Below are 20,167 nucleotides of genomic sequence, written 5' to 3' on the forward strand. Positions count from 1 at the left end.
TAATCTCTTACGCCGCGATGTCGACGACTTTAACCTTCAGCTTTAAACACCGTTCACTGGTGCCTTTTTCCCATGATTACGCCCATGGCGATGGAGAACCCTGGCATCAGCACGATTGTGCCCAGCTATTGCATATCCTCAGCGGCGTAGTGCGAGTTGAAACCGCGCAAGGTTATTGGGTGGTTCCACCAGGACGAGGTGTCTGGCTGCCGGCGGGTACGCCGCATACGCTACGGGTCACTGGCATTGTGGCCGCGCGGACCCTGTTCATCGATCCTCTTGCTCGCGCCGATCTTCCCTCATCCTGTCAGATAGTGCAGGTCACTCCGCTGCTGCGTGAATTGATCGTCGCCTCGCTAAGGCTGGCGGAGTCTTACGAGCCAGGCAGTCGCGATGAGCGAATTTATGAATTGATCCTCGATGAAATTCGCGGCATGGCGGCGCTGCCGTTTGGCCTGCCCGAGCCTCAAAGCGAAGCGCTGCGCCGTTTATGCCAGAAAGTAAGAGAAGCACCTGGCGAGCCGTGGAGTAGCGCCCAGGCAGCGAAAGAAGTCAGCATGAGTGAGCGCACACTGAATCGTCATTTTCAGCAGCAGACCATTCTGACCTGGAGCGAGTGGGTACGGCGGGCAAAGCTAATGGAAGCGCTGGTCCGCCTGGCGCAGGGTCACTCAGTTCTGCGGGTAGCCCTGGACCTTGGTTACGGCAGCCATAGCGCTTTTAGCGCCATGTTTCGCCGCGTTATTGGCGTGGCTCCCAGCGACTACTTTCGCTCGCCGGAGTGACGGTTTTCGCTAATGGCATTACACAGTGCCTGAAGCGAAGCGCGCGCTACATCGTTATCAATCCCTACTCCCCAACGACTACCTCCATTCGGAAAGATGCAGCGAATATAGGCCACTGAACGGCTGTCGCTACGTTCACCGAGGGTATGTTCATGATAATCTTTGATAACGAAGTTTTGCTTTAGTAAGCCACTCAGTCCGCTGGCAGCGGCAGACAGCAGCCCGTTGCCGCGGCTTTGCAATCGTCGCGCTTCCCCGGCGATTCGCAGGGTTGCCTGTAGGGTAAGCTGCCCGTCCTGCTGGCTATCGCTTTTGTAATTCAGCAGCGCAAGCGTCGGCTGGGCCACCAGGCCGTATCGAGCACGGAACAGCTGCCACAGCGCGTTCTGGGTCATCTCTTTACCATGAGTATCGGTTTCTTGCTGTACGTGCAAGCTAAAATCCTGTTGCAATGCACGCGGCAGTTTGAGGCCATGATTCTGTTCAATCAACCATGCGCTACCGCTTTTTCCAGACTGGCTGTTAACGCGAATCACTGCCTCATAGCTACAACCGATATCCTGCGGGTCGATAGGCAGGTAGGGCATTTCCCAGAGATCGCCGGGTTGGCGGGCATCGAATCCCTTTTTGATGGCATCCTGATGAGAGCCAGAAAAGGCGGTGTAGGCCAGGCTACCCGCCCAGGGATGACGCGGATGCACCGGGATCTGGTTGCAGCTTTCGACAATTTCGACCACCTGGTTCATTTCTGAGAATTTGAGCTGTGGGTCAATGCCCTGGCTGTAGAGATTCATCGCCAGCGTCACCAGGCAGACGTTGCCAGTGCGCTCGCCGTTGCCGAACAGGCAGCCTTCGACGCGGTCGGCTCCGGCCATCACTGCCAGCTCTGCGCTGGCGACGCCAGTTCCCCGGTCGTTATGTGGATGGATGCTTATGCACACATCGGCGCGACGTGAAAAGTGGCGGCAGAAATACTCAATTTGATCGGCGTAAACGTTGGGGGTGTTAACTTCTACCGTCGCAGGCAGGTTGATAATCAACGGCCGTTCGGCGCAAGGCTGCCAGATCTCCGCCACCGCCTCGCAGATTTCCAGCGCAAATTCAGGCTCGGTAAAGCAAAAGGTTTCCGGTGAGTACTCGTATTGCCAGCGGGTCTGCGGCTGCTGTTCACACTGTTGGCGGATAAGCCGGGTGGCGCGAGTCGCCAGCTCGATAACCTGCGTTTTGTTCATCCCGAAAACCAGTTCGCGGAACAGCGGCGCTGTAGCGTTATAGAGATGAATGGTGGCGCTGTGTACACCGCGAAGCGATTCGAAGGTTTTCAGGATTAAATCTTCCCGCGCCTGGGTCAGCACCTGAATTGTCACATCCTGTGGGATGCGCTGCTCTTCAATCAATTGACGTACGAAGTTAAAATCGGTTTGTGAAGCCGAAGGAAAAGCCACTTCAATCTCTTTAAATCCGCATTCCAGCAGTAAGTCCCAGAACTGGAGCTTGCGCGCGCTATCCATCGGCTCGGCCAGCGCCTGGTTGCCATCGCGTAGGTCGGTGGAAAGCCAGCGGGGGGCTCGGGTGATTTGTTGATCCGGCCAGCGGCGGTCGGGCAGGGCGATTGGCGGGTAGGGGCGATATTTTTCGCCGGGATGAGTCAGCATGATTTTCTCCTCTTGTTGGATATTTATCGTGCATGACATGGCAAGAAGGCAGCTTTAGCAAACTAGACAGAAACTAGTGCAAATTGGACAACCTGCATTTTCCAGCAATAAAAAAGGGATCCGCAGATCCCTTTTATCAAACCTTAGTGGGCACCGCCTCCGCCTCCACCGGCGCTAAACGGTGGCTTGGCGAACCACACCAGGCTGAGCAGAAGGATAAATATTGCCGCCGAGAACCAGAAGATTTCGTTGGCCGATATAATCAATCCCTGGTTGGTTATCTGCTGTGCTATCCAGCCGGACGCCTGCTGCTGAGTCATCCCCAGGCCTTGCAGCTGATCGTACATCTGCTGGGCATTGGGGTTGTACGGCGTGACCGATTCGGTGAGCTGCGCATGGTGCAGCGCCTCACGGTTGGTCCACATGGTGGTGGTAATTGAAGTACCAATTGACCCTGCCAGCGTACGGGTAAAGTTCGACAGGCTCGATGCTGCCGCCAGCCGCTCCGGCGGCAGGCCGGAAAGGGTGATGGTGGTCAGCGGCATAAAGAAGCAGGCCACCGCGAAGCCCTGGATAAACTGCGGCCAGGCCGAAGCGCCGAAATCCATACCGGGTTCGAAGGTGTATGCGCGCCAGTAGAAGCAGACCGCGTACATAATAAAGCTGAAGGTGACCAGCCGACGCATATCGAGCTTATGCGCGAAGCGGCCGATAATCGGCGACAGGATAACCGGGATCACCCCAACCGGCGCTGAGGCTAAACCGGCCCAGGTCGCGGTGTAGCCGTATACCTCCTGCAATAGCTGTGGCAACAACACGATCGCGCCGAAGTAGAGCATGTAGGCGAGGCTGATACACAGGCAGCCGATAGTGAAGTTTCGCGACTTAAACAGCGACAGGTCGACTATCGGGTTATCGTCGGTTAGTTCCCAGACAATCAGGAAGCTTATCGCCACCACCGCAACAATCGTCAGGATGATTATCTCGTTAGAGGCGAACCAGTCCAGCTCTTTACCGCGGTCGAGCATCACCTGCAGACTGCCGATACCGATCACCAGCAGCGCCAGGCCAACGCCGTCGATTCGCCGCTGCTCGGTGCGGGTTTCACGACTGCGCAGGGTTTGCAGCGTCATCACCACCACGGCAATGCCAATGGGAACGTTGATAAAAAATATCCAGCCCCAGTGGTAGTTGTCGCTAATGTAGCCGCCAAGAATGGGGCCGCAAATGGGCGCGACGATCACCGTCATTGACCACAGCGCCAGCGCAATAGAGCGCTTAGCTGGCGGATAGTTACTGAGCAGCAGACTTTGCGACAGTGGGATCAGCGGACCGGCGACGATCCCCTGAATCACGCGGAAGAAAATCAGCATCGTCAGGCTGTTTGACATGCCGCAGGCCCAGGAGGCGATAGCGAACGCCACCGTCGACCAGAGGAACAGCTTCACTTCACCGACGCGCTTTGCCAGCCAGCCGGTAATCGGAATGGAGATAGCGTTCGCCACCCCAAACGAGGTAATAACCCAGGTCCCCTGGCTCAACGATGAGCCAAGGTTACCGGCGATGGTGGGGATGGCCACGTTGGCGATAGTGGAGTCCAGCACCTGCATAAAGGTCGCGAGCGACAGCGCAATGGTCATAATGACCAACTGCGCGCCTTCCAGCGGTTTTAGCGGTTTTTGCTGTTGCATTACGCTCACCCCGAATTATCCGGCGTTAGCCTGGATGATACCGTCGATCAGTTTATTGACCGGCTCAAGGCCGATTTCGCGGGCGTTGCTTTCATAGACCGGAGAGCTACGGACCTGGCTTGCCAGCATCTCGCCGCCGCGCTCGCTGGTGTTAACTTCAACCAGCGTGGAAAGACCGATGCGCAGCGGGTGCTCCGCCAGCTGTTTTTCATCCAGCTCAATACGCACCGGCAGGCGCTGAACCACTTTGATCCAGTTACCGGTGGCGTTCTGTGCAGGCAGCAGCGAGAAGGCGCTACCGGTACCCATATCCAGACCAACGACTTTGCCGGTGTATTTCACATCGTCACCGTAAATATCGCTGATAACGGTTGCTGGTTGGCCGATACGCATATGCGCCAGCTGGGTTTCTTTAAAGTTGGCATCAATCCACAGGTTGGTCGCCGGAACCACGGCCATCAGCGGAGTGGTGGGGCTAATTTGTGCGCCAGGTTGTACGGAACGGCGGGAAACATAACCGCTAATCGGGCTGACGATTTTGGTTCGTTGCAGAGCTAACCAGGCGTTGCGGACTTCGGTTGCAGATTGCAGCACCGCCGGCTGTTGCTCCAGCTTCGTTCCCAGAACGATCGCCTGATTGGCATTATATTGCTGAATGGCCACGTCCAGTTCCGCCTGTGCGCTGGCAACCGTGTCGCGCGCATGTTGCAGCTCTTCACGGCCAATCAAGTTGGCGGCCCCCAGAGGAATACGACGGTTAAGGTCGGTCTGCGCCTGGGAAAGGGCGGTTTTTTTGACTTCGATACTGGCCTGCAGTTGCTTGCTGTTGATCATTTGCTGGCGCGTTTGGCGCACGCTGGCAGCCAACTGGGTCTGCGCTTTTTCAAACGCCTGCTGAGCATCGGTCTGGTCGAGGGTGACCAGCGGATCGCCTTTTTGCACATAGTCGGTGTTGTCGGCCCAGACTTTCGTCACGCTACCGGACACCTGCGCCATGATTTGTACCTGGTTCCCTGCCACGTAGGCGTCGTCCGTCTCTTCGAAGTGACGCAGTACCAAAAACCAATAAATCCCATATGCCACGGCAACAATAATAAAGAGCAAGGTCAGCAGCAGAAGGGCGCCTTTACGCTTGCCTTTCTTGCTGCCCGGTTGCTGCGGGACTTGGCTCTCCGCATTTGCGCTCATGTTATTCTCCACGATCTTATTATTTCACATCGGCTGAGCCGACCTGTTTATCAGAAAGGCCAGCAGAAGATCTGCTGGCCTGGCTGTTTTCCTTGCAACTCAAAAATGGGGCGAGCGATGCTGCGCTTAGCGCAGAGACTCCGCGACCACGCCATCCTCTTCCATTTGGTCGAGACGACCAAGCAGCTTGCGGGTGATGTGTTCGAGCTGATCTTTTTCGCCAGTGCTTAAAGAAGACCAGAGTTGATGCAGGCAGTTATGCTGCGGTGGTAAGACTTCACGCAGGAACTGATGACCTTTGTCGGTAAGTTGCAAATGTAGGCAGCGACGATCGTTATCGCTTTCACGGCGCTCAATCCAGCCGCGTTTTTCCAGCTCATCGGCAATACGCGTGGCGTTGGTGCGCGAAGAGCCCAGCGCGCAGCTCAGTTCTGAAGGCTGAATGCTGTGGTTTTCCTGAGACTCAAGCGTGATCAGCGCCATAAATAATGTCTCGTTAATCCCTTGCGCTTTCAGCATCTTGTTACGGTTTTCCAGCAGCTTACCTTGCATATGCATGCAAAGACGAGTGAGCAGAATTTCCTGAAAGGGGAAGTCTTCGTGACGGCTGGCGCGGAACTTGAGCATTTGCTCAATGGGAGTAAACGAACTATCCATTTTGGTTATGACCTCATTAATTACAGCCGATATAATAACTATTGTGACAAATAAATCAAATGAATTATTGATTGATATTGATACTTTAAGCTTATAGCCATGTGCCGATTTTCCACACTACGCCATAGGTTAATGCGCTTAAAAGCGTAGGAATAATAATGCTGCGCGTTTTCCAGAAGGCCAGGCCCAGCACCGTAAAACCCGCTAATGTGGGGAACAGACGGTGGGCGTCATGGAGGATTTCCGGCACGCTGGAAACCACCAGTAAGGCGCAAATGGAGGCGATGCCGATAGTATCGAGCAGGACGCTGACCGGGCCGCGACGCGTAGGGCGGGCGTTTCCCGCTCGTAGGCGTAGTGGAAGATAGCGGAACAGGTAATTCACGCAGCCGACTACGGCCCCAATAAGAAGAACGTCACTGTTCATCGGGCATCCCCTGAATGCTGGCCTGCACCAGAGCGGTCAGGCAACCGCAGACAATCCCGGCAAGGATCGCTGCGGGAATAGAAAAGAGGATAATCCCCCCAAGCGCGCCCGCCAGCGCGGCGGTAACGCTGAGTGATTGTTTGCGCTGGAACGATGCCAGTAGGAAACTCATAAACAGCGCGGGCAGCATAAAGCTTAGCGCTGCTTCTACTGCCGGAAAGTCGGTCAACAGGCCGCTGCCTGAGTAAGCTCCTACCAGCGTGCCGAAGACCCACGAAGCCCAGGACATAAAAGCGATACCGATCATCCAGTTTTCACTCCAGCGGCGGTTATCGCGTACCAGTTTAGCGGTGGCGGCGGCAAAAACTTCGTCGGTCAGGCCGAAAGCCCAGAGTGCGGTTTTTTTCTTGCTCAGCAAGCGCTGAATGCGGCTGCGCAGGGAAGGGCCGTACAGCACGTGGCGAACGTCCATTGCCATGACGGTAAGCGCCGCGACCCACAGCGAGCTGCCAGCGGCGAGCATCGCGGTGATCACGAACTGGCTGGCACCCGCGTAGATGATGCAGGAGAAGAACAGACTTTCCAGCGGAGTAAAACCGAGTTTGGTGGCGTTCAGGCCAAAGGCGAAGGCCACGGGAATGTAGCTAATCACAATCGGCAGGCTATCTTTTATGCCTTCGGCCAGCGTGGCTTCGCACGCAGGGGTCGTTTGCGTCATTGCGGCAGGGTTTTCCATAGGGATTACTTATTAATAACGCACGTGAAAATCACATGATTGCATAGGTGGATTAACCTTAGCAGAGAGCGGCGTAGCTTAACAGTATCTAACAGGTTGATGGCTAAAGTTATGCAGTTTATTTGCATATCAACCCATCATTTAGAACAGAAAATGTCGTGTTGTGCAGGATGCAGTCTTTCCCGGGGGCGGCGCAGAGCGCCTTGCCCGGGCTACGGGTTCGTGCGGTCTGCGGGTTTTGTAGCCCGGACAGATGCGCGGCATCGCCTCCGGGAAATTCTGCAATACTCTGCGGTTTTCCCCCGGGGGCGGCGCAGAGCGCCTTGCTCGGGCTACGGGTTCGTGCGGTCTGCGGGTTTTGTAGCCCGGACAGATGCGCGGCATCGCCTCCGGGAAATTCTGCAATACTCTGCGGTTTTCCCCCGGGGGCGGCGCAGAGCGCCTTGCCCGGGCTACGGGTTCGTGCGGTCTGTGGGTTTTGTAGATACTGTGAGCATCGGCAACCATTTTTAGTTGCGGGGCTCTCTCCGGTTTCTGGATGACAGACACACCACCGACAGCACCCTCTGGGTGCTGTTTTTCTATTCCCGCAGTCTTTTCGTCCCTACGCTACCGCTATTCCATGTTGTGACGCATCGAACGGCTCCCCTGACTTCAGCACTCCGTACGCCACCTGCGCCAGCTTGCGCATCATCGCCCCTATGATAACTTTCGCGCGTTTGCCATTCCCTTCCAGTCTCTTTCTGAACGCTTTTCCCCACGCCGTGTGATACAGCGCTGATATTGCTGGCATATATAATGCTCTGCGCAACTGAACCGGACCCGCTTTACTCATCCGGCTCGCCCGCATCACGCTACTGCCTGACTCATGCTGCACCGGCGTCAGCCCTGCATACGCGGCGAACTGCCGCGCTGTGGCAAACCTCAGCTTCAGTCCCGTATACGCCAGCAGGACCGCCGCCGTTTTCTCGCCGATACCCGGGATGCTGTTCAGCAGCTTCCGCCGTTGCTTCATATCCGGGTCGTTGTCCGTCAGGTCTTTTATCTGTTTTTCGATACGTTTCAGTTCAGCACTCAGGCACTCCAGGAGCACATCGATGCTCGCTAACTGGACCTCCGGGGCTGTTTCCTGACGGTTTTTCTCCTGCGTCTGCATCTCTGTCAGCGCCTGATGCCGTAACACCAGCGCTTTCAGGGCTCGCTCTGTCGGGTGCGGTGCCTCCCATGCTGACGGACGTTTCTCCCGGCAGAAGTGCGCCAGCATACGGGCATCGACTTTGTCGGTTTTACTGCGCAACCCTTCACTACGGGCGAAGGCGGCACTCAGGGCGGGGTTGATAATGGAGACGGTATAACCGGCATCACTCAGATACGCGGCAGCCTCTTCCATGTAGGTACTGGTGGACTCCATGCAGACATGGGCATGGTTCACATCATGGCTGCGAAGCCAGCGGACAAGCGCTTCATGTCCGGAGGGCGTATTTTCGAATTTTTTACCGCGATGTCGACCATCAGGGCGCAGGATATCAACATCGAGCTTAGCTTTGGCAACATCAATGCCGATGAAGTGCAGTTCATTTTCCATAGTGAAACCAACCTTGCGAATACGGGTTACCGGTGAAAGCCGGTCCATGATACTGTCCGGTTTATCACATGAGAAAGAACGGCGGTCCGGTGCAAAGGATCTACGGAACAGGCGCGAAAGCCTAAGCCCGGACACGGCATCCGGACCGCCATCAGAGAGAACTGGCCGGTTCTTTCTGATGGAGTCATCATACAAGCCCGGACAGATGCGCAGCATCGCCTCCGGGAATACCCTAAAAGAGGGGGATTATTTCTGCGCAGCCAGCGCTTCATTCACCCAGCCGTCAAACTGTTGCTGGTGGGCTTTAATCCAGCCGTCGACATGGCCCTGAATATCCGCTTCTGAACCGTGACCGGCATGCATCATCGCATTCTCGGCGTTGATGTCGGCAATCGGCAGCTTCATGGTGCTAAACAGCTTCGCCGCCGCCGGGTTTTTCTCAGCCCAGACTTTGTTTGCCACGATGTGCATGGTGTTAACCGGGAAGCCGTAGTTCATACCGTTCGGCAGCTTGGTGTCGATATCCTTCTGCTCGCCCGGCAGGGAGGAGAACGGTACCTGTAACCAGACGACATCTTTACCCGGTTTCAGCACGTCGCTAACCCAGTAAGGCGTCCAGGTGTAATAAAGCACCGGTTTGCCTTCTTTATAACGCGCAATAGTATCGGCCATCATCGCCGCATAGTTGCCCTGGTTATGCACGACCGTGTTGCTCAGACCGTAAGCATCAATCTGGTGATTAATGACCGCTTCACAGCCCCAGCCCGGCGTACAGCCGGTCATATCGGCTTTGCCATCACCGTTGGTATCAAACAGTTTGGCAATTTTCGGATCTTTTAGCTGGTCGATAGATTTAATGTTGTACTGCTCGGCGGTTTTCTTGTCGATCAGATAACCCTGTGCGGCACCGGTAACAAATACCCCTTCACGATAAAATTTCTTATCGCCACCGGCGGCTGCGTACATATCATCGTGCAGTGGTTTCCAGTTGGTGGCGATGTAGGTGGTATCACCTGCGGCGATAGAGGTGTAGGCGACGTTATAGTCGACTTCGCTCGGCTTCTCGACGGTATAGCCCAGCTTTTCCAGCGCGCGGCTGACCAGCAGGGTCTGGAAGGTCTCTTCCGAAATGGTGCTCTGTGCCGGTTTCACGGTAATGCCTTTACCTGGCAGGTCCACGGCGAAGGCGGTGGTGGAAATGAGGGCGGTAAACGCTGTGGCAAGAATCGCGGTATGTCGCATCGTTGTTCCTTTTATTTATCAGAAGGGAAGTCCATCCCCCCGACTGCCGGGGGGATGTGCTCTTATTTACAGAAAGGGCGAGTGATAAACCCCAGTGGGCCGGTGGTGTACCAGCGGCGGTTGCCGCGACTGCGCGAGTCGCGCCCGAAGGCCTGAGTCAGGCGGTCGAGAATGATGGCGAGGATAACAATGCCGACGCCGCCAACGGTCGCCAGACCCATATCCAGGCGACCAATGCCGCGTAGTACCATTTGGCCAAGGCCGCCAACGGCGATCATCGAAGCAATAACCACCATCGACAAGGCCAGCATCAGCGTCTGGTTGACCCCGGCCATAATGGTCGGCATAGCCAGAGGTAGCTGAACCTTGAACAGAAGCTGACGCGGGCTGGCGCCGAAGGAGCGAGAAGCTTCAATCAGATCCGCAGGCACCTGGTTAATCCCCAGAATCGTCAGACGAACAATCGGCGGCAGGGCGAAGATAATGGTCACCACCACGCCCGGAACGTTACCGATACCGAACAGCATCACGATCGGCACCAGATAGACAAATGCCGGAGTGGTTTGCATCGCATCGAGCAGCGGGCGAATAATTTTTGCCGCCCGCGGGCTACGGGCCAGCCAAATCCCCAGCGGCAGGCCGATTAACATACAAAACAGCAGTGCGGTCAGCACCAGCGCCAGAGTCACCATAGCCTGCGACCAGGCGCCGATGGCCCCGATAGCAATAAGCGAAATCAGCGTTGCGGCACCCATACCGACGCTGGAGATCTGCCAGGCAATCAGCGAGAAAATAATAATCGCGACCGGCGCAGGCATCCCCAGCAAGAGCTGCTGAAAAGCGCTCAGGATGTAATCCACCGGTACGCGGATCCCCTGAAACAGCGGGCGAAAGTGCATCACTATCCAGTCGATACCGTGCGTGACCCAGCTATCAAGCGGAATAAGCGTTTTATGGAACGGATCCATAATATTGAAGTGTTCCGGCTGCGGCGCGGGTGCGCTGCTCAGCCAGTCGGCACCGCCGCTATCGGCCGGGGCGGGTGTTGATGTGCCCCAGGCATCAGCGGATTGCGACGCGCTATCCGCCGCCGGTGCGGTGTCCCACGGGTTAGATTGATCAGCCATTATTGTTTGCCCCCTCGCGATCTAAAGCCTGCAGCAGCATACGTTTGGAAATGATGCCGATGTACTGTTGCCCTTCGTCCACAACCGGCACCGCGCAAGGTGCATGGCCGACGTGGGAGAGCAGGTCGCTGAGCGGCGTTTGTGCATCCACCGCTTGTGGGGAGTCAATTAACGCCGCATCGATTCCCTGACCTTCGCTCAGCGCGGCCTTCAGTGAATCAATGGAGACAATGCCAACAAACTTATTACCGCGTTCTATGACATAGCCATATTCGCAGTCTTCATCTTGCAATAATTTCAACGCCGAACGCGGGCCGAAACCTGGCGTTTTACGAATCAGACCAACCGGACGACGGCGGGCAATATCCTTGGCGCTAAATACCTGGCTAATATCGACGCCGCGGAAGAAGGTGCGGACATAATCATTGGCCGGGTTATTCAGTATTTCATCTGGTGTACCGACCTGGACCACTTCGCCATTTTGCATAATGGCAATGCGATCGCCAATGCGCATTGCTTCATCGAGATCGTGGGAAATAAATACCACGGTGCGCTGATGCTTTGCCTGTAATTTGGTTAGCTCATCCTGCATTTCGGTGCGAATTAATGGGTCGAGGGCTGAGAAGGCCTCATCCATTAACAGGATATCGGGGTTAATGGCCAGCGCGCGGGCCAGACCAACGCGCTGACGCATCCCGCCGGAGAGTTCATCCGGGTAAGAGTGAGCATAGTTTTCCAGGCCCACCTGACGCAGCGCATCCAGCGCTTTCTCCTGGCGTTCTTGAGGCGAAACGCCGGCCAGCTCCATGCCGAAAGCGGCGTTGTCGAGCACGGTCATATGCGGCATCAGGGCAAACGATTGAAATACCATTGCAATCTTTTTTCTGCGCACCTCGCGGAGCTCGGCCTCTGAGATTTTGGCGATATCAACGCCATCGATCAGCACCTGTCCACGGGTGGGTTCAATCAGGCGATTGAGAAGGCGAACCATGGTAGATTTCCCCGAGCCGGAGAGCCCCATGATGACGAATATCTCGCCTTCTTCAATGGTCAGATTGGCGTCTTTTACGCCAAGCGAAAGTCCCGTTTTTTCCAGTATTTGCTCTTTCGATAATCCTTTTTCGATATATTTGAAAGCCCGCTGTGGGTGCTCGCCAAATATTTTATAGAGATTCTTGATTTCTAATTTAATTGCCATGCAATAGAAAGTTTCCTGTAATTTATTTATATCGATATAGTACCTGGTGGAGATAATTGCTTTTTTACACCCTAACATACTGAGAATCTGAGACAACCCTTTATGTTGATTTACGGCGGAAATTCAAACGAGAGGATTCCAGCGCATCCCCCGTGATATAAGGGCTGAGCGTGAATTGCTGACAACTAATATTTTTTGGTTATGTTGCGATGATTTCGCCTGAAATCGACAAGATTCTGTTGAATATGACGCGGTGATGACTGAAAGATATTGAGTGAGGTGAAAACGAATAATGTGAAATAAATCACCAGGAAATATGTTGATATATTCCTGGTGAAAGTAAGGTTAAAAGTCCCAATCGTCGTCGACGGTTTCTTCTGCTTTTCCCATCACATACGACGATCCGGAACCGGAGAAAAAGTCGTGATTTTCGTCGGCATTCGGCGAAAGGGCTGCGAGGATGGTCGGGTTGACGGCGGCCATTTCTGCCGGGAACAGCGCTTCGTAACCGAGGTTCATCAGCGCCTTATTGGCGTTGTAGCACAGGAAGGCGTTAACCTCCTCAATCCAGTCGCTGTCGGCGTACAGTTCGCGGGTATAGGCCAGCTCGTTATCGTAGAGATCCATTAGCAGGTCGAGGGCGAAATTTTTGAGCTCTTCGCGCTTTTCGGCACTGACAATCTCCAACCCTTTCTGGAATTTGTAGCCGATATAGTAACCATGTACCGCTTCATCGCGGATAATCAGGCGAATAAGATCGGCGGTGTTGGTCATTTTTCCCCGGCTGGAGAAATACATCGGCAGCCAGAAGCCAGAATAGAAGAGGAAGGATTCAAGAAATACGCTGGCGATTTTCTTCTTCAGCGGTTCATTGTCCTGATAGAACTCCAGCATCAACTGCGCTTTGCGCTGCAATGGCGCGTTTTGTTCGCTCCACGCGTACGCGGCATCCACGTCTTTGTTCTGGCAAAGTGTGGAAAAAATCGAACTGTAGGAGCGAGCGTGCACCGCCTCCATAAAGCTAACGTTCGACAGCACCGCTTCTTCGTGCGGGGTGAGGGCATCGGCCATCAGCGCCGGAGCGCCGACGGTGTTTTGAATGGTATCCAGCAGCGTTAGTCCGGTGAATACGCGAATCGTCAGCTGCTGTTCTACCGGGGTAAGCGTTTGCCAGGCCGGAATATCGTTGGATAGCGGCACCTTCTCCGGCAGCCAGAAGTTGCTGGTCAACCGGTTCCAGACCTCCAGATCCTTGTCGTCCTCAATCTTGTTCCAGTTGATGGCGCTAATGCGCGATAAATGGGTCATCCTGTTCTCCTTACAGCGCGCAGGACACGCAGCCTTCGATTTCGGTACCTTCCAGCGCCAGCTGGCGCAGACGGATGTAATACAGCGTTTTGATGCCTTTCTTCCACGCGTAGATTTGCGCTTTATTGATATCGCGGGTGGTGGCGGTATCGGGGAAGAACAGGGTCAGCGACAGCCCCTGATCGACATGACGCGTCGCCTCGGCGTAGGTATCGATGATTTTCTGCGGCCCAATTTCATAGGCATCCTGATACAGCGCCAGATTGTCGTTGGTCATAAACGGAGCGGGGTAGTAAACGCGTCCGGTTTTCCCCTCTTTGCGGATCTCTATCTTCGACACGATCGGGTGGATGCTGGAGGTCGCGTGGTTAATGTATGAAATGGACCCCGTCGGCGGCACCGCCTGCAGGTTGCGATTGTAGATACCGTAGCGCATCACGTCATCGCGCAGCTGCCGCCACATATCGCGGTCGGGCAGGCGAATACCCGAACGGACGAACAGCTCGCGAACTTTCGCCGTTCTCGGCTGCCAGTCACCCTCAAGATATTGCTGGAAATAGTCGCCGCTGGCGTAACGCGACTGCTCGAACCCGGCAAAATGCTCACCCCGTTCGCGGGCCATCAGCATCGAGGTGCGCAGCGCGTGCCAGGTGATGGTATAGAAATAGAGGTTGGTAAAATCCAATCCCTCTTCGCTGCCGTAGGCAATGCCTTCCCGCGCCAGATAACCGTGCAGATTCATCTGCCCCAGACCGATGGCATGAGACGCGGCATTGCCCGCCGCTACCGACGGCACAGAGCGGATATCGCTCATGTCGGACACCGCCGTCAGACCGCGCACTGCCACCTCTACCGTGCGGGCGAAGTCAGGGGAGTCCATGGTGTGGGCGATATTCAGCGAACCGAGGTTGCACGAGATATCCCGGCCGATGCTGGCGTAATCCAGATTTTCATCAAACGTAGAGGGGGTATTGACCTGCAATATCTCCGAGCACAGGTTGCTCATATTAATGCGCCCGGCAATCGGGTTCGCGCGATTGACCGTATCTTCAAACATGATGTACGGATAGCCTGACTCAAACTGAATTTCCGCCAGCCGCTGGAACAGCTCGCGGGCGCGGATCCAGCGCTTGCTTACCCGCTCGTCGGCAACCAACTGCTCGTACATCTCGCTCACCGCAATATCGCCAAACGGTTTACCGTACAGACGCTCGACGTCATAGGGCGAGAACAGCGCCATCTGCGCATCTTCTTTCGCGAGCTGGAAGGTGATATCCGCGATGACGACTCCGAGGGAGAGCGTTTTAATGCGGATTTTCTCATCGGCATTTTCGCGTTTGGTATCAAGAAAACGCAGGATATCCGGATGATGGGCATGCAGATAGACCGCTCCGGCCCCCTGACGCGCGCCAAGCTGGTTGGCATAGGAGAAGGCATCTTCCAGCATTTTCATTACCGGCACCACGCCGGAGGACTGGTTCTCGATACGCTTGATCGGTGCACCAGCTTCGCGCAGGTTAGAGAGCAGAAATGCCACACCGCCGCCGCGTTTTGACAGCTGTAGCGCTGAGTTGACCGCGCGACCAATGGATTCCATGTTGTCTTCAATACGCAGCAGGAAGCAGGAGACCAGCTCGCCGCGCTGCTGTTTACCGGCGTTAAGAAACGTCGGCGTAGCGGGCTGAAAGCGCCCGGAAAGGATCTCATCGGTCAATTGATGCGCCAGCGCCTCGTTGCCCTGCGCCAGACTCAGAGCCACCATGCAGGTACGGTCGGCAAAGTCTTCAAGGTAGCGCTTGCCATCGAAGGTTTTCAGCGTGTAGCTGGTATAGAACTTCCATGCGCCGAGAAACGTCTGGAAGCGAAAACCGTAGCTCTGCGCATGGGCGAACAGCTCAAGAATAAACTGCCTGTCGTAGCGGGCCAGCACTTTTGCATCGTAATAGCCTTCGGCGACCAGCCACGTCAGCTTGTCACCCTGGCTGGCGAAAGGCACGGTATTTGGCTCAACGTGGCTGGCCATAAACGCCTCTACCGCCTGATGGTCCTTTTCAAACGGGATGCGACCGTTGCTGTCGTACAAATTCAGCATCGCGTTGAGGGCGTGGAAGTCAGGTGCCCCGGTGGTTACACGTTCTGCGGTTGTCGTTGCCAAAATTCGCTTACTCCTTTACGCACGTTGTCGACGTCTTGTGGGGTGCCCATCAGCTCAAAGCGATAGAGGTACGGTACGCCGCATTTTTGCTTGATAACGTCGCCAGCGCGGCCATAGGCGTCGCCGAAGTTACGGTTACCCGCGGCAATCACGCCGCGAATCAACTGGCGATTATGCGGATCGTTAAGAAAACGGATCGCCTGCCGCGGAACCGCGCCCGCCGTGCCGCCGCCACCGTAGCTGGGGACGATGAGAATGTAGGGTTCGTCTACCTGGATGCGCTCCCGCTCGTTAAGCGGAATACGCACCGCGGGCAGCCCCAGACGCTGGACGAACCGATGCGTGTTTTCGGAACTGCTGGAAAAGTAGACGATCAGGCTCATACGCTGGCCGCTGAGGTTGCCGGGCGCAGGCGGTTAATCATGTCCGGGCGGAAGCCGGACCAGCGGGTTTCCCCGGCAATCACTACCGGAAGCTGGCGGAAGCCCTGCTCGCGCAGCATATCGACGGCTTCAGGATGGTGGTCGATGTTGACCATGTCGAATTCAAACCCGCGGGTTTCCATGGCCCGTTTAGTGGCATGGCATTGCACGCAGTCGTTTTTAGTGTAAATAGTAATGCGCATGATTCGTATTTCCATTTAAGATAACAGCACGGCGCAAAAAATGACGTCGTGCGTTATGGGTTATCGTTGAGGGAAATACTAGATGTAGTTATTTAAAAGTTCAACAACTCAATATATATGGTTTTTGCAAAAAGTAACCCCCACTAAAGGTATCAGCGGGGGGCAGATTTTTTTGTCGTGAAATTACAGGCGCATGCTCACTGCAAGGCGGTTAAAGGCGTTCATCAGGCTGATGGCGAAAGTCAAATCGCTAATCTGTCGGGCGCTAAAATGCTCCAGCAGCGGCAGATAAACATCATCTTCGGCATGGCTTTCGGCGATATGGGTGACCGATTCAGCCCACGCCAGCGCCGCGCGTTCGGCATCGCTGAAGTGAGCGCTGACTCGCCAGCCTGCCAGGGCGTCTAATTTGTTCTGCGCCACGCCGGACTTGCGCAGCGCTTTGCTATGCATCTCCAGACAGAAGGCGCAGCCGTTGATTTGCGACACCCGCAAATAAACCAGCTCTATCATCGTGTTGCCCAGTTCGCTTTTTTCCAGCGCAATGCTCGCCTGCACCAGTGCGTTATAGACTTCCGGGCTCAGTTCATTGTACGGCTGACGTAGTATGGTCATTTTACTCTCCTCATTAAGACGTCAGCAAAATAGCACTATAATGGACTGCATAAGATAGCCATATTGTGATGAAAAAAGCAGACCATAATGAATACCAAAAAACTCCCGCACTATCAGCGTATTGCCCGACAGCTTAAATCGGCCATTGAGAGTGGCGAACTGATGCCAGGCAGCAGGCTGCCGGCGAGTCGGGTCTATGCGCAGGAGCTCGGTGTGTCGAGGGCGACGATAGAAAACGCCTGGGGTGAGTTGGTGGCGCAGGGCTGGCTGGAGCGGCGCGGGCAGGCGGGGACCTTTGTCAGCGAGCGTCTCAGCCCGCAGCAAAGCGCTCCTGTGCAGCCTGGTGCGGGCGACGAACCGACGGCGCCGCTACCGTTTCAACTGGGTCTGCCAGCACTGGATCTGTTTCCTCGCGGGCTGTGGGCGCGGGTGATGGGCCGACGGCTGCGCACGCAAACGCGCTTTGATCTTGCTCCTGGCGATCCAGGCGGCGAGATGATCCTGCGCCGGGCCATCGTTGATTATTTACGTCTATCGCGCAGTATTGAGTGTCGGCCTGAGCAGGTGTTGGTAACCGGTAGCTATGCTGCATCAATGCGCCTTATCCTGCGCACCCTGGCCCGACCGGGCCAGAACATGTGGATGGAGGACCCTGGGTTTCCGCTGATCCGACCCATCGTGAGCGGGGAAGGGATAAAGATAAATCCCGTCCCGGTTGACGATGAGGGGATGGATATCGCCTGGGCGCAGCAGCACTATCCGGATGCGCATTTTGCTCTGCTGACTCCCGCTCACCAAAGTCCGCTCGGTGTTGCGCTATCGTTGGCCAGGCGCAGGCAGCTATTGCAATGGGCGGTGCAGAACGACGCGTGGATTATCGAGGATGACTACGATAGTGAGTTTCGCTATCACGGTAAGCCGCTACCGCCTTTAAAAAGCCTCGACGCCCCGCAACGGGTCATCTACGCCGGGGCGTTCAGTAAATCATTTTTTCCGGCACTGCGCGCCGCCTGGCTGGTGGTACCGGAACCGCTCGTGGCGCAGTTTCGTGAACAGGCCGCGCTGATGAGCTGTAGCGTGCCGACGCTATGGCAGCAGGCGCTGGCCGATTTTATCCGCGAGGGCCATTTCTGGCGTCATCTGAAGAAAATGCGCGCCAGCTATGCGCAGCGCCGCCAGTGGCTGGAGTCGGCGCTGCGGGAGCAGGGATTTTCGGCGGTTCCCCAACTGGGCGGGATTCAGATGGTGGTTAACGTTGAGGGGGACGATCGTCAGTTGGCCCTGCGCGGCAGGCAAGCCGGTCTGGCGGTGCAGGCGCTGAGCGACTGGCGAATTGATAGCCAGGGGGAGAAGGGGCTGTTAATGAGTTTTACCAATCTGACGTCGGCAGAGAGGGCTATCGACGTGGTCCGTCAGCTCAGGTTAGCTCTGTTTTCTTAGGGTAATAAAATTCTTAGGGTAATAAAAACCCCTGCATACCGGGGTATGCAGGGGTAGACGCGTATTTGTTATCTTCATTGGTCTGGCAATTAGATTATCGGCGCAAATTCAGCAATACGCCAATAAATACCCCAACGGCGGCTGCGGCACCGACGCTTTGCCACGGTTTGTCTCTCACGTAGCTGTCAGCGCTTCCGGCCACATCGCGGGCGCAGCCCACAGCATCACGCGCGGCCTGCTGTACGCGATTATTACCGTTAAGGCGGGCGCGAGTCTCTTTCAGTAGCGCCTGGGCTTTTTTACGCGCGGTCTCGGCTTCGTCCTTCGCATCGCTGCCCCACGATTTCAGCACCTCTTCCAGCGTATCCGCTAATTGGCTGACATCGTTATGAATATCTTCAGCGCTGTCTTCTACGTTGTTGCGGTTTGCTCGATTGGCCATGAGTTTCTCCCTTAGTTCCATTGAGTCTTAAAGTGTAGGACACGATTTCGAATTATGCTGTAGGAGGTGGTTTATGGAATTATCCGAAAGCGTTGTCTTTAATGAATAAGGTAAGGTTGACGTGCGGTGAAAGATAACGAGGAATCAGTATGTATTTAAGACCCGATGAGGTGGCGCGTGTTCTTGAAAAATCCGGCTTCACCATGGATGTTGTGACGCAAAAGGCGTATGGATATCGTCGTGGCGATGATTATGTTTATGTGAACCGTGAAGCTCGTATGGGGCGTACCGCGTTAATTATTCATCCTGCGTTAAAAGAACGTAGTACGACGCTGTCGGATCCTGCATCGGATATTAAAACCTGCGATCATTACGAGCAGTTTCCGTTGTATTTAGCAGGCGATGTCCAGCAGCATTATGGTATTCCACACGGTTTTAGTTCGCGCATGGCGCTTGAGCGTTTCCTCAATGGCCTATTTGGCGAGGCGCAATATAGTTGAAAAAAAGCGGCTGGCGTAACCAGTCGCTTTTTTGAATGACTCAGGCTTTAGCCTGCTGGTAAGGACTCACGCGGAACAGGCGGCGGCAGTAATCAAGGAAATAGCCGTACGCCGCACCCATCAGCATTGATACCACGATATTTGAACTGACCGCCGCGGCAATTTGCTGCCATTCAGCGCCAACAACCAACAGAATCGCCACGTATACCGGTGACTGAAATGTCACATAGGCAATCACGTCAGCAATATTCTTCATCCACCCAGATGGGCTTATGCGACGCGCCTGGCGCATGGCGAAATCACGGTAAAAACCGTAAGGTACCGCAATAATAATGTTTACCGGAATCGCTACCAGTCGCGACGATAATGACTGCTGGAAGGACATGCCGGAGAGAAAAATTTCGATCATCATGTTTACAACGGTGCAGTAAACCACCATCGCAAAGGTGTCTGCTACCGCGTGACGCAAGCGGGACTGCGCAGAGAACATCGGTATGCTCCTCGAAATTAAAGTCAATAAAGCCAAAATATTCGCAGTTAATCAGCGTTTTTGGGCTGTCTGTTTTGATGTGCGTAGATTATATCTCTGCATTAAAAGTGGCAACTAGCTATAAATTTTTATTTAATGGCTTTTTGTCGATAAAATACTCTGCATCAGGCCGTTTTTTGTCCGTTACGCTACTTTTGTTCTCTTTGATGTTTTTTGTTTTATTTATCAATTAGATAGTTAATGTGTACGTAATGAGAGTGAGATCGGTGCCGTTTAGTAATGGCCGACTTTGCGACGGGAT

At 54.9% G+C, this 20,167-nt stretch carries 20 protein-coding genes; 3 read left to right on the forward strand and 17 right to left on the reverse strand.

Annotated features, from left to right (window positions below):
- Window positions 1–17: 17 nt before the first annotated feature.
- Window positions 18–785, forward strand: a complete 768-nt coding sequence (locus tag AC07P6_RS06770; protein ID WP_478315918.1) for an AraC family transcriptional regulator — start codon at window positions 18–20, stop codon at window positions 783–785.
- On the opposite strand, the gene leuA is transcribed toward AC07P6_RS06770, so the two are convergent.
- From leuA to AC07P6_RS06845, 15 genes are all read right to left on the reverse strand, one after another.
- Window positions 764–2,440, reverse strand: a complete 1,677-nt coding sequence (gene leuA, locus AC07P6_RS06775; RefSeq protein ID WP_478315919.1) for a 2-isopropylmalate synthase — start codon at window positions 2,438–2,440, stop codon at window positions 764–766. The genes AC07P6_RS06770 and leuA overlap by 22 nt on opposite strands.
- A 143-nt stretch (window positions 2,441–2,583) precedes the next feature.
- Complete coding sequence (emrB, locus tag AC07P6_RS06780; protein WP_181485208.1) at window positions 2,584–4,131, reverse strand: multidrug efflux MFS transporter permease subunit EmrB; 1,548 nt, start codon at window positions 4,129–4,131, stop codon at window positions 2,584–2,586.
- 15 nt (window positions 4,132–4,146) lie between these two features.
- Window positions 4,147–5,319, reverse strand: coding sequence for a multidrug efflux MFS transporter periplasmic adaptor subunit EmrA (gene emrA, locus AC07P6_RS06785; protein ID WP_478315920.1), 1,173 nt, complete (start codon window positions 5,317–5,319; stop codon window positions 4,147–4,149).
- A gap of 126 nt (window positions 5,320–5,445) precedes the next feature.
- Window positions 5,446–5,976 (reverse strand): transcriptional repressor MprA, encoded by a 531-nt coding sequence (gene mprA, locus AC07P6_RS06790; RefSeq protein ID WP_110277034.1) that lies wholly within the window; start codon window positions 5,974–5,976, stop codon window positions 5,446–5,448.
- 91 nt (window positions 5,977–6,067) lie between these two features.
- On the reverse strand, window positions 6,068–6,403 hold the full coding sequence (gene ygaH / locus AC07P6_RS06795; protein ID WP_478315921.1) for an L-valine transporter subunit YgaH: 336 nt from the start codon (window positions 6,401–6,403) through the stop codon (window positions 6,068–6,070).
- Entirely contained in the window at window positions 6,393–7,139 is a 747-nt protein-coding gene (locus tag AC07P6_RS06800) for an AzlC family ABC transporter permease (RefSeq protein WP_478315922.1), read from the reverse strand. The genes ygaH and AC07P6_RS06800 overlap by 11 nt, the downstream gene beginning before the upstream one ends.
- A 604-nt stretch (window positions 7,140–7,743) precedes the next feature.
- Window positions 7,744–8,724, reverse strand: coding sequence for an IS110 family RNA-guided transposase (locus AC07P6_RS06805; RefSeq protein WP_478316951.1), 981 nt, complete (start codon window positions 8,722–8,724; stop codon window positions 7,744–7,746).
- A 246-nt stretch (window positions 8,725–8,970) separates the two neighbouring features.
- On the reverse strand, window positions 8,971–9,966 hold the full coding sequence (gene proX, locus AC07P6_RS06810) for a glycine betaine/L-proline ABC transporter substrate-binding protein ProX (RefSeq protein WP_434661951.1): 996 nt from the start codon (window positions 9,964–9,966) through the stop codon (window positions 8,971–8,973).
- A gap of 62 nt (window positions 9,967–10,028) precedes the next feature.
- Window positions 10,029–11,093, reverse strand: coding sequence for a glycine betaine/L-proline ABC transporter permease ProW (gene proW, locus AC07P6_RS06815; protein ID WP_434661953.1), 1,065 nt, complete (start codon window positions 11,091–11,093; stop codon window positions 10,029–10,031).
- Window positions 11,086–12,291 carry a glycine betaine/L-proline ABC transporter ATP-binding protein ProV gene (gene proV / locus AC07P6_RS06820; protein WP_182234327.1) on the reverse strand — a complete coding sequence of 402 codons (1,206 nt, stop codon included), beginning with the start codon at window positions 12,289–12,291 and terminating at the stop codon, window positions 11,086–11,088. Before proV ends, proW begins: the two co-directional genes overlap by 8 nt.
- 345 nt (window positions 12,292–12,636) lie before the next feature.
- Window positions 12,637–13,599 carry a class 1b ribonucleoside-diphosphate reductase subunit beta gene (nrdF, locus tag AC07P6_RS06825; protein WP_478315923.1) on the reverse strand — a complete coding sequence of 321 codons (963 nt, stop codon included), beginning with the start codon at window positions 13,597–13,599 and terminating at the stop codon, window positions 12,637–12,639.
- A gap of 10 nt (window positions 13,600–13,609) precedes the next feature.
- Complete coding sequence (gene nrdE, locus AC07P6_RS06830; protein ID WP_478315924.1) at window positions 13,610–15,754, reverse strand: class 1b ribonucleoside-diphosphate reductase subunit alpha; 2,145 nt, start codon at window positions 15,752–15,754, stop codon at window positions 13,610–13,612.
- The gene (gene nrdI / locus AC07P6_RS06835) at window positions 15,727–16,137 is read right to left on the reverse strand and encodes a class Ib ribonucleoside-diphosphate reductase assembly flavoprotein NrdI (protein ID WP_112216439.1); all 411 of its coding nucleotides are present in this window, start codon (window positions 16,135–16,137) and stop codon (window positions 15,727–15,729) included. Before nrdI ends, nrdE begins: the two co-directional genes overlap by 28 nt.
- On the reverse strand, window positions 16,134–16,379 hold the full coding sequence (gene nrdH / locus AC07P6_RS06840; protein ID WP_110277042.1) for a glutaredoxin-like protein NrdH: 246 nt from the start codon (window positions 16,377–16,379) through the stop codon (window positions 16,134–16,136). The genes nrdI and nrdH overlap by 4 nt, the downstream gene beginning before the upstream one ends.
- A 183-nt stretch (window positions 16,380–16,562) precedes the next feature.
- The gene (locus AC07P6_RS06845) at window positions 16,563–16,994 is read right to left on the reverse strand and encodes a carboxymuconolactone decarboxylase family protein (protein ID WP_478315925.1); all 432 of its coding nucleotides are present in this window, start codon (window positions 16,992–16,994) and stop codon (window positions 16,563–16,565) included.
- An 87-nt stretch (window positions 16,995–17,081) separates the two neighbouring features.
- Here AC07P6_RS06845 and pdxR point away from each other — a divergent pair, with 87 nt between their 5' ends.
- Entirely contained in the window at window positions 17,082–18,434 is a 1,353-nt protein-coding gene (pdxR, locus tag AC07P6_RS06850) for a MocR-like pyridoxine biosynthesis transcription factor PdxR (protein ID WP_478315926.1), read from the forward strand.
- A gap of 94 nt (window positions 18,435–18,528) precedes the next feature.
- On the opposite strand, the gene AC07P6_RS06855 is transcribed toward pdxR, so the two are convergent.
- On the reverse strand, window positions 18,529–18,876 hold the full coding sequence (locus AC07P6_RS06855) for a DUF883 family protein (RefSeq protein ID WP_110277045.1): 348 nt from the start codon (window positions 18,874–18,876) through the stop codon (window positions 18,529–18,531).
- Between the two features lie 149 nt (window positions 18,877–19,025).
- On the opposite strand from AC07P6_RS06855, the gene AC07P6_RS06860 reads away from it, so the two are divergent.
- The gene (locus AC07P6_RS06860; protein ID WP_110277046.1) at window positions 19,026–19,376 is read left to right on the forward strand and encodes a DUF2002 family protein; all 351 of its coding nucleotides are present in this window, start codon (window positions 19,026–19,028) and stop codon (window positions 19,374–19,376) included.
- Between the two features lie 40 nt (window positions 19,377–19,416).
- Here AC07P6_RS06860 and alaE read toward each other — a convergent pair whose 3' ends face one another.
- Entirely contained in the window at window positions 19,417–19,866 is a 450-nt protein-coding gene (gene alaE, locus AC07P6_RS06865; RefSeq protein ID WP_110277047.1) for an L-alanine exporter AlaE, read from the reverse strand.
- Between the last annotated feature and the right edge of the window lie 301 nt (window positions 19,867–20,167).

Source organism: Klebsiella sp. GFKo11 (assembly GCF_056490265.1).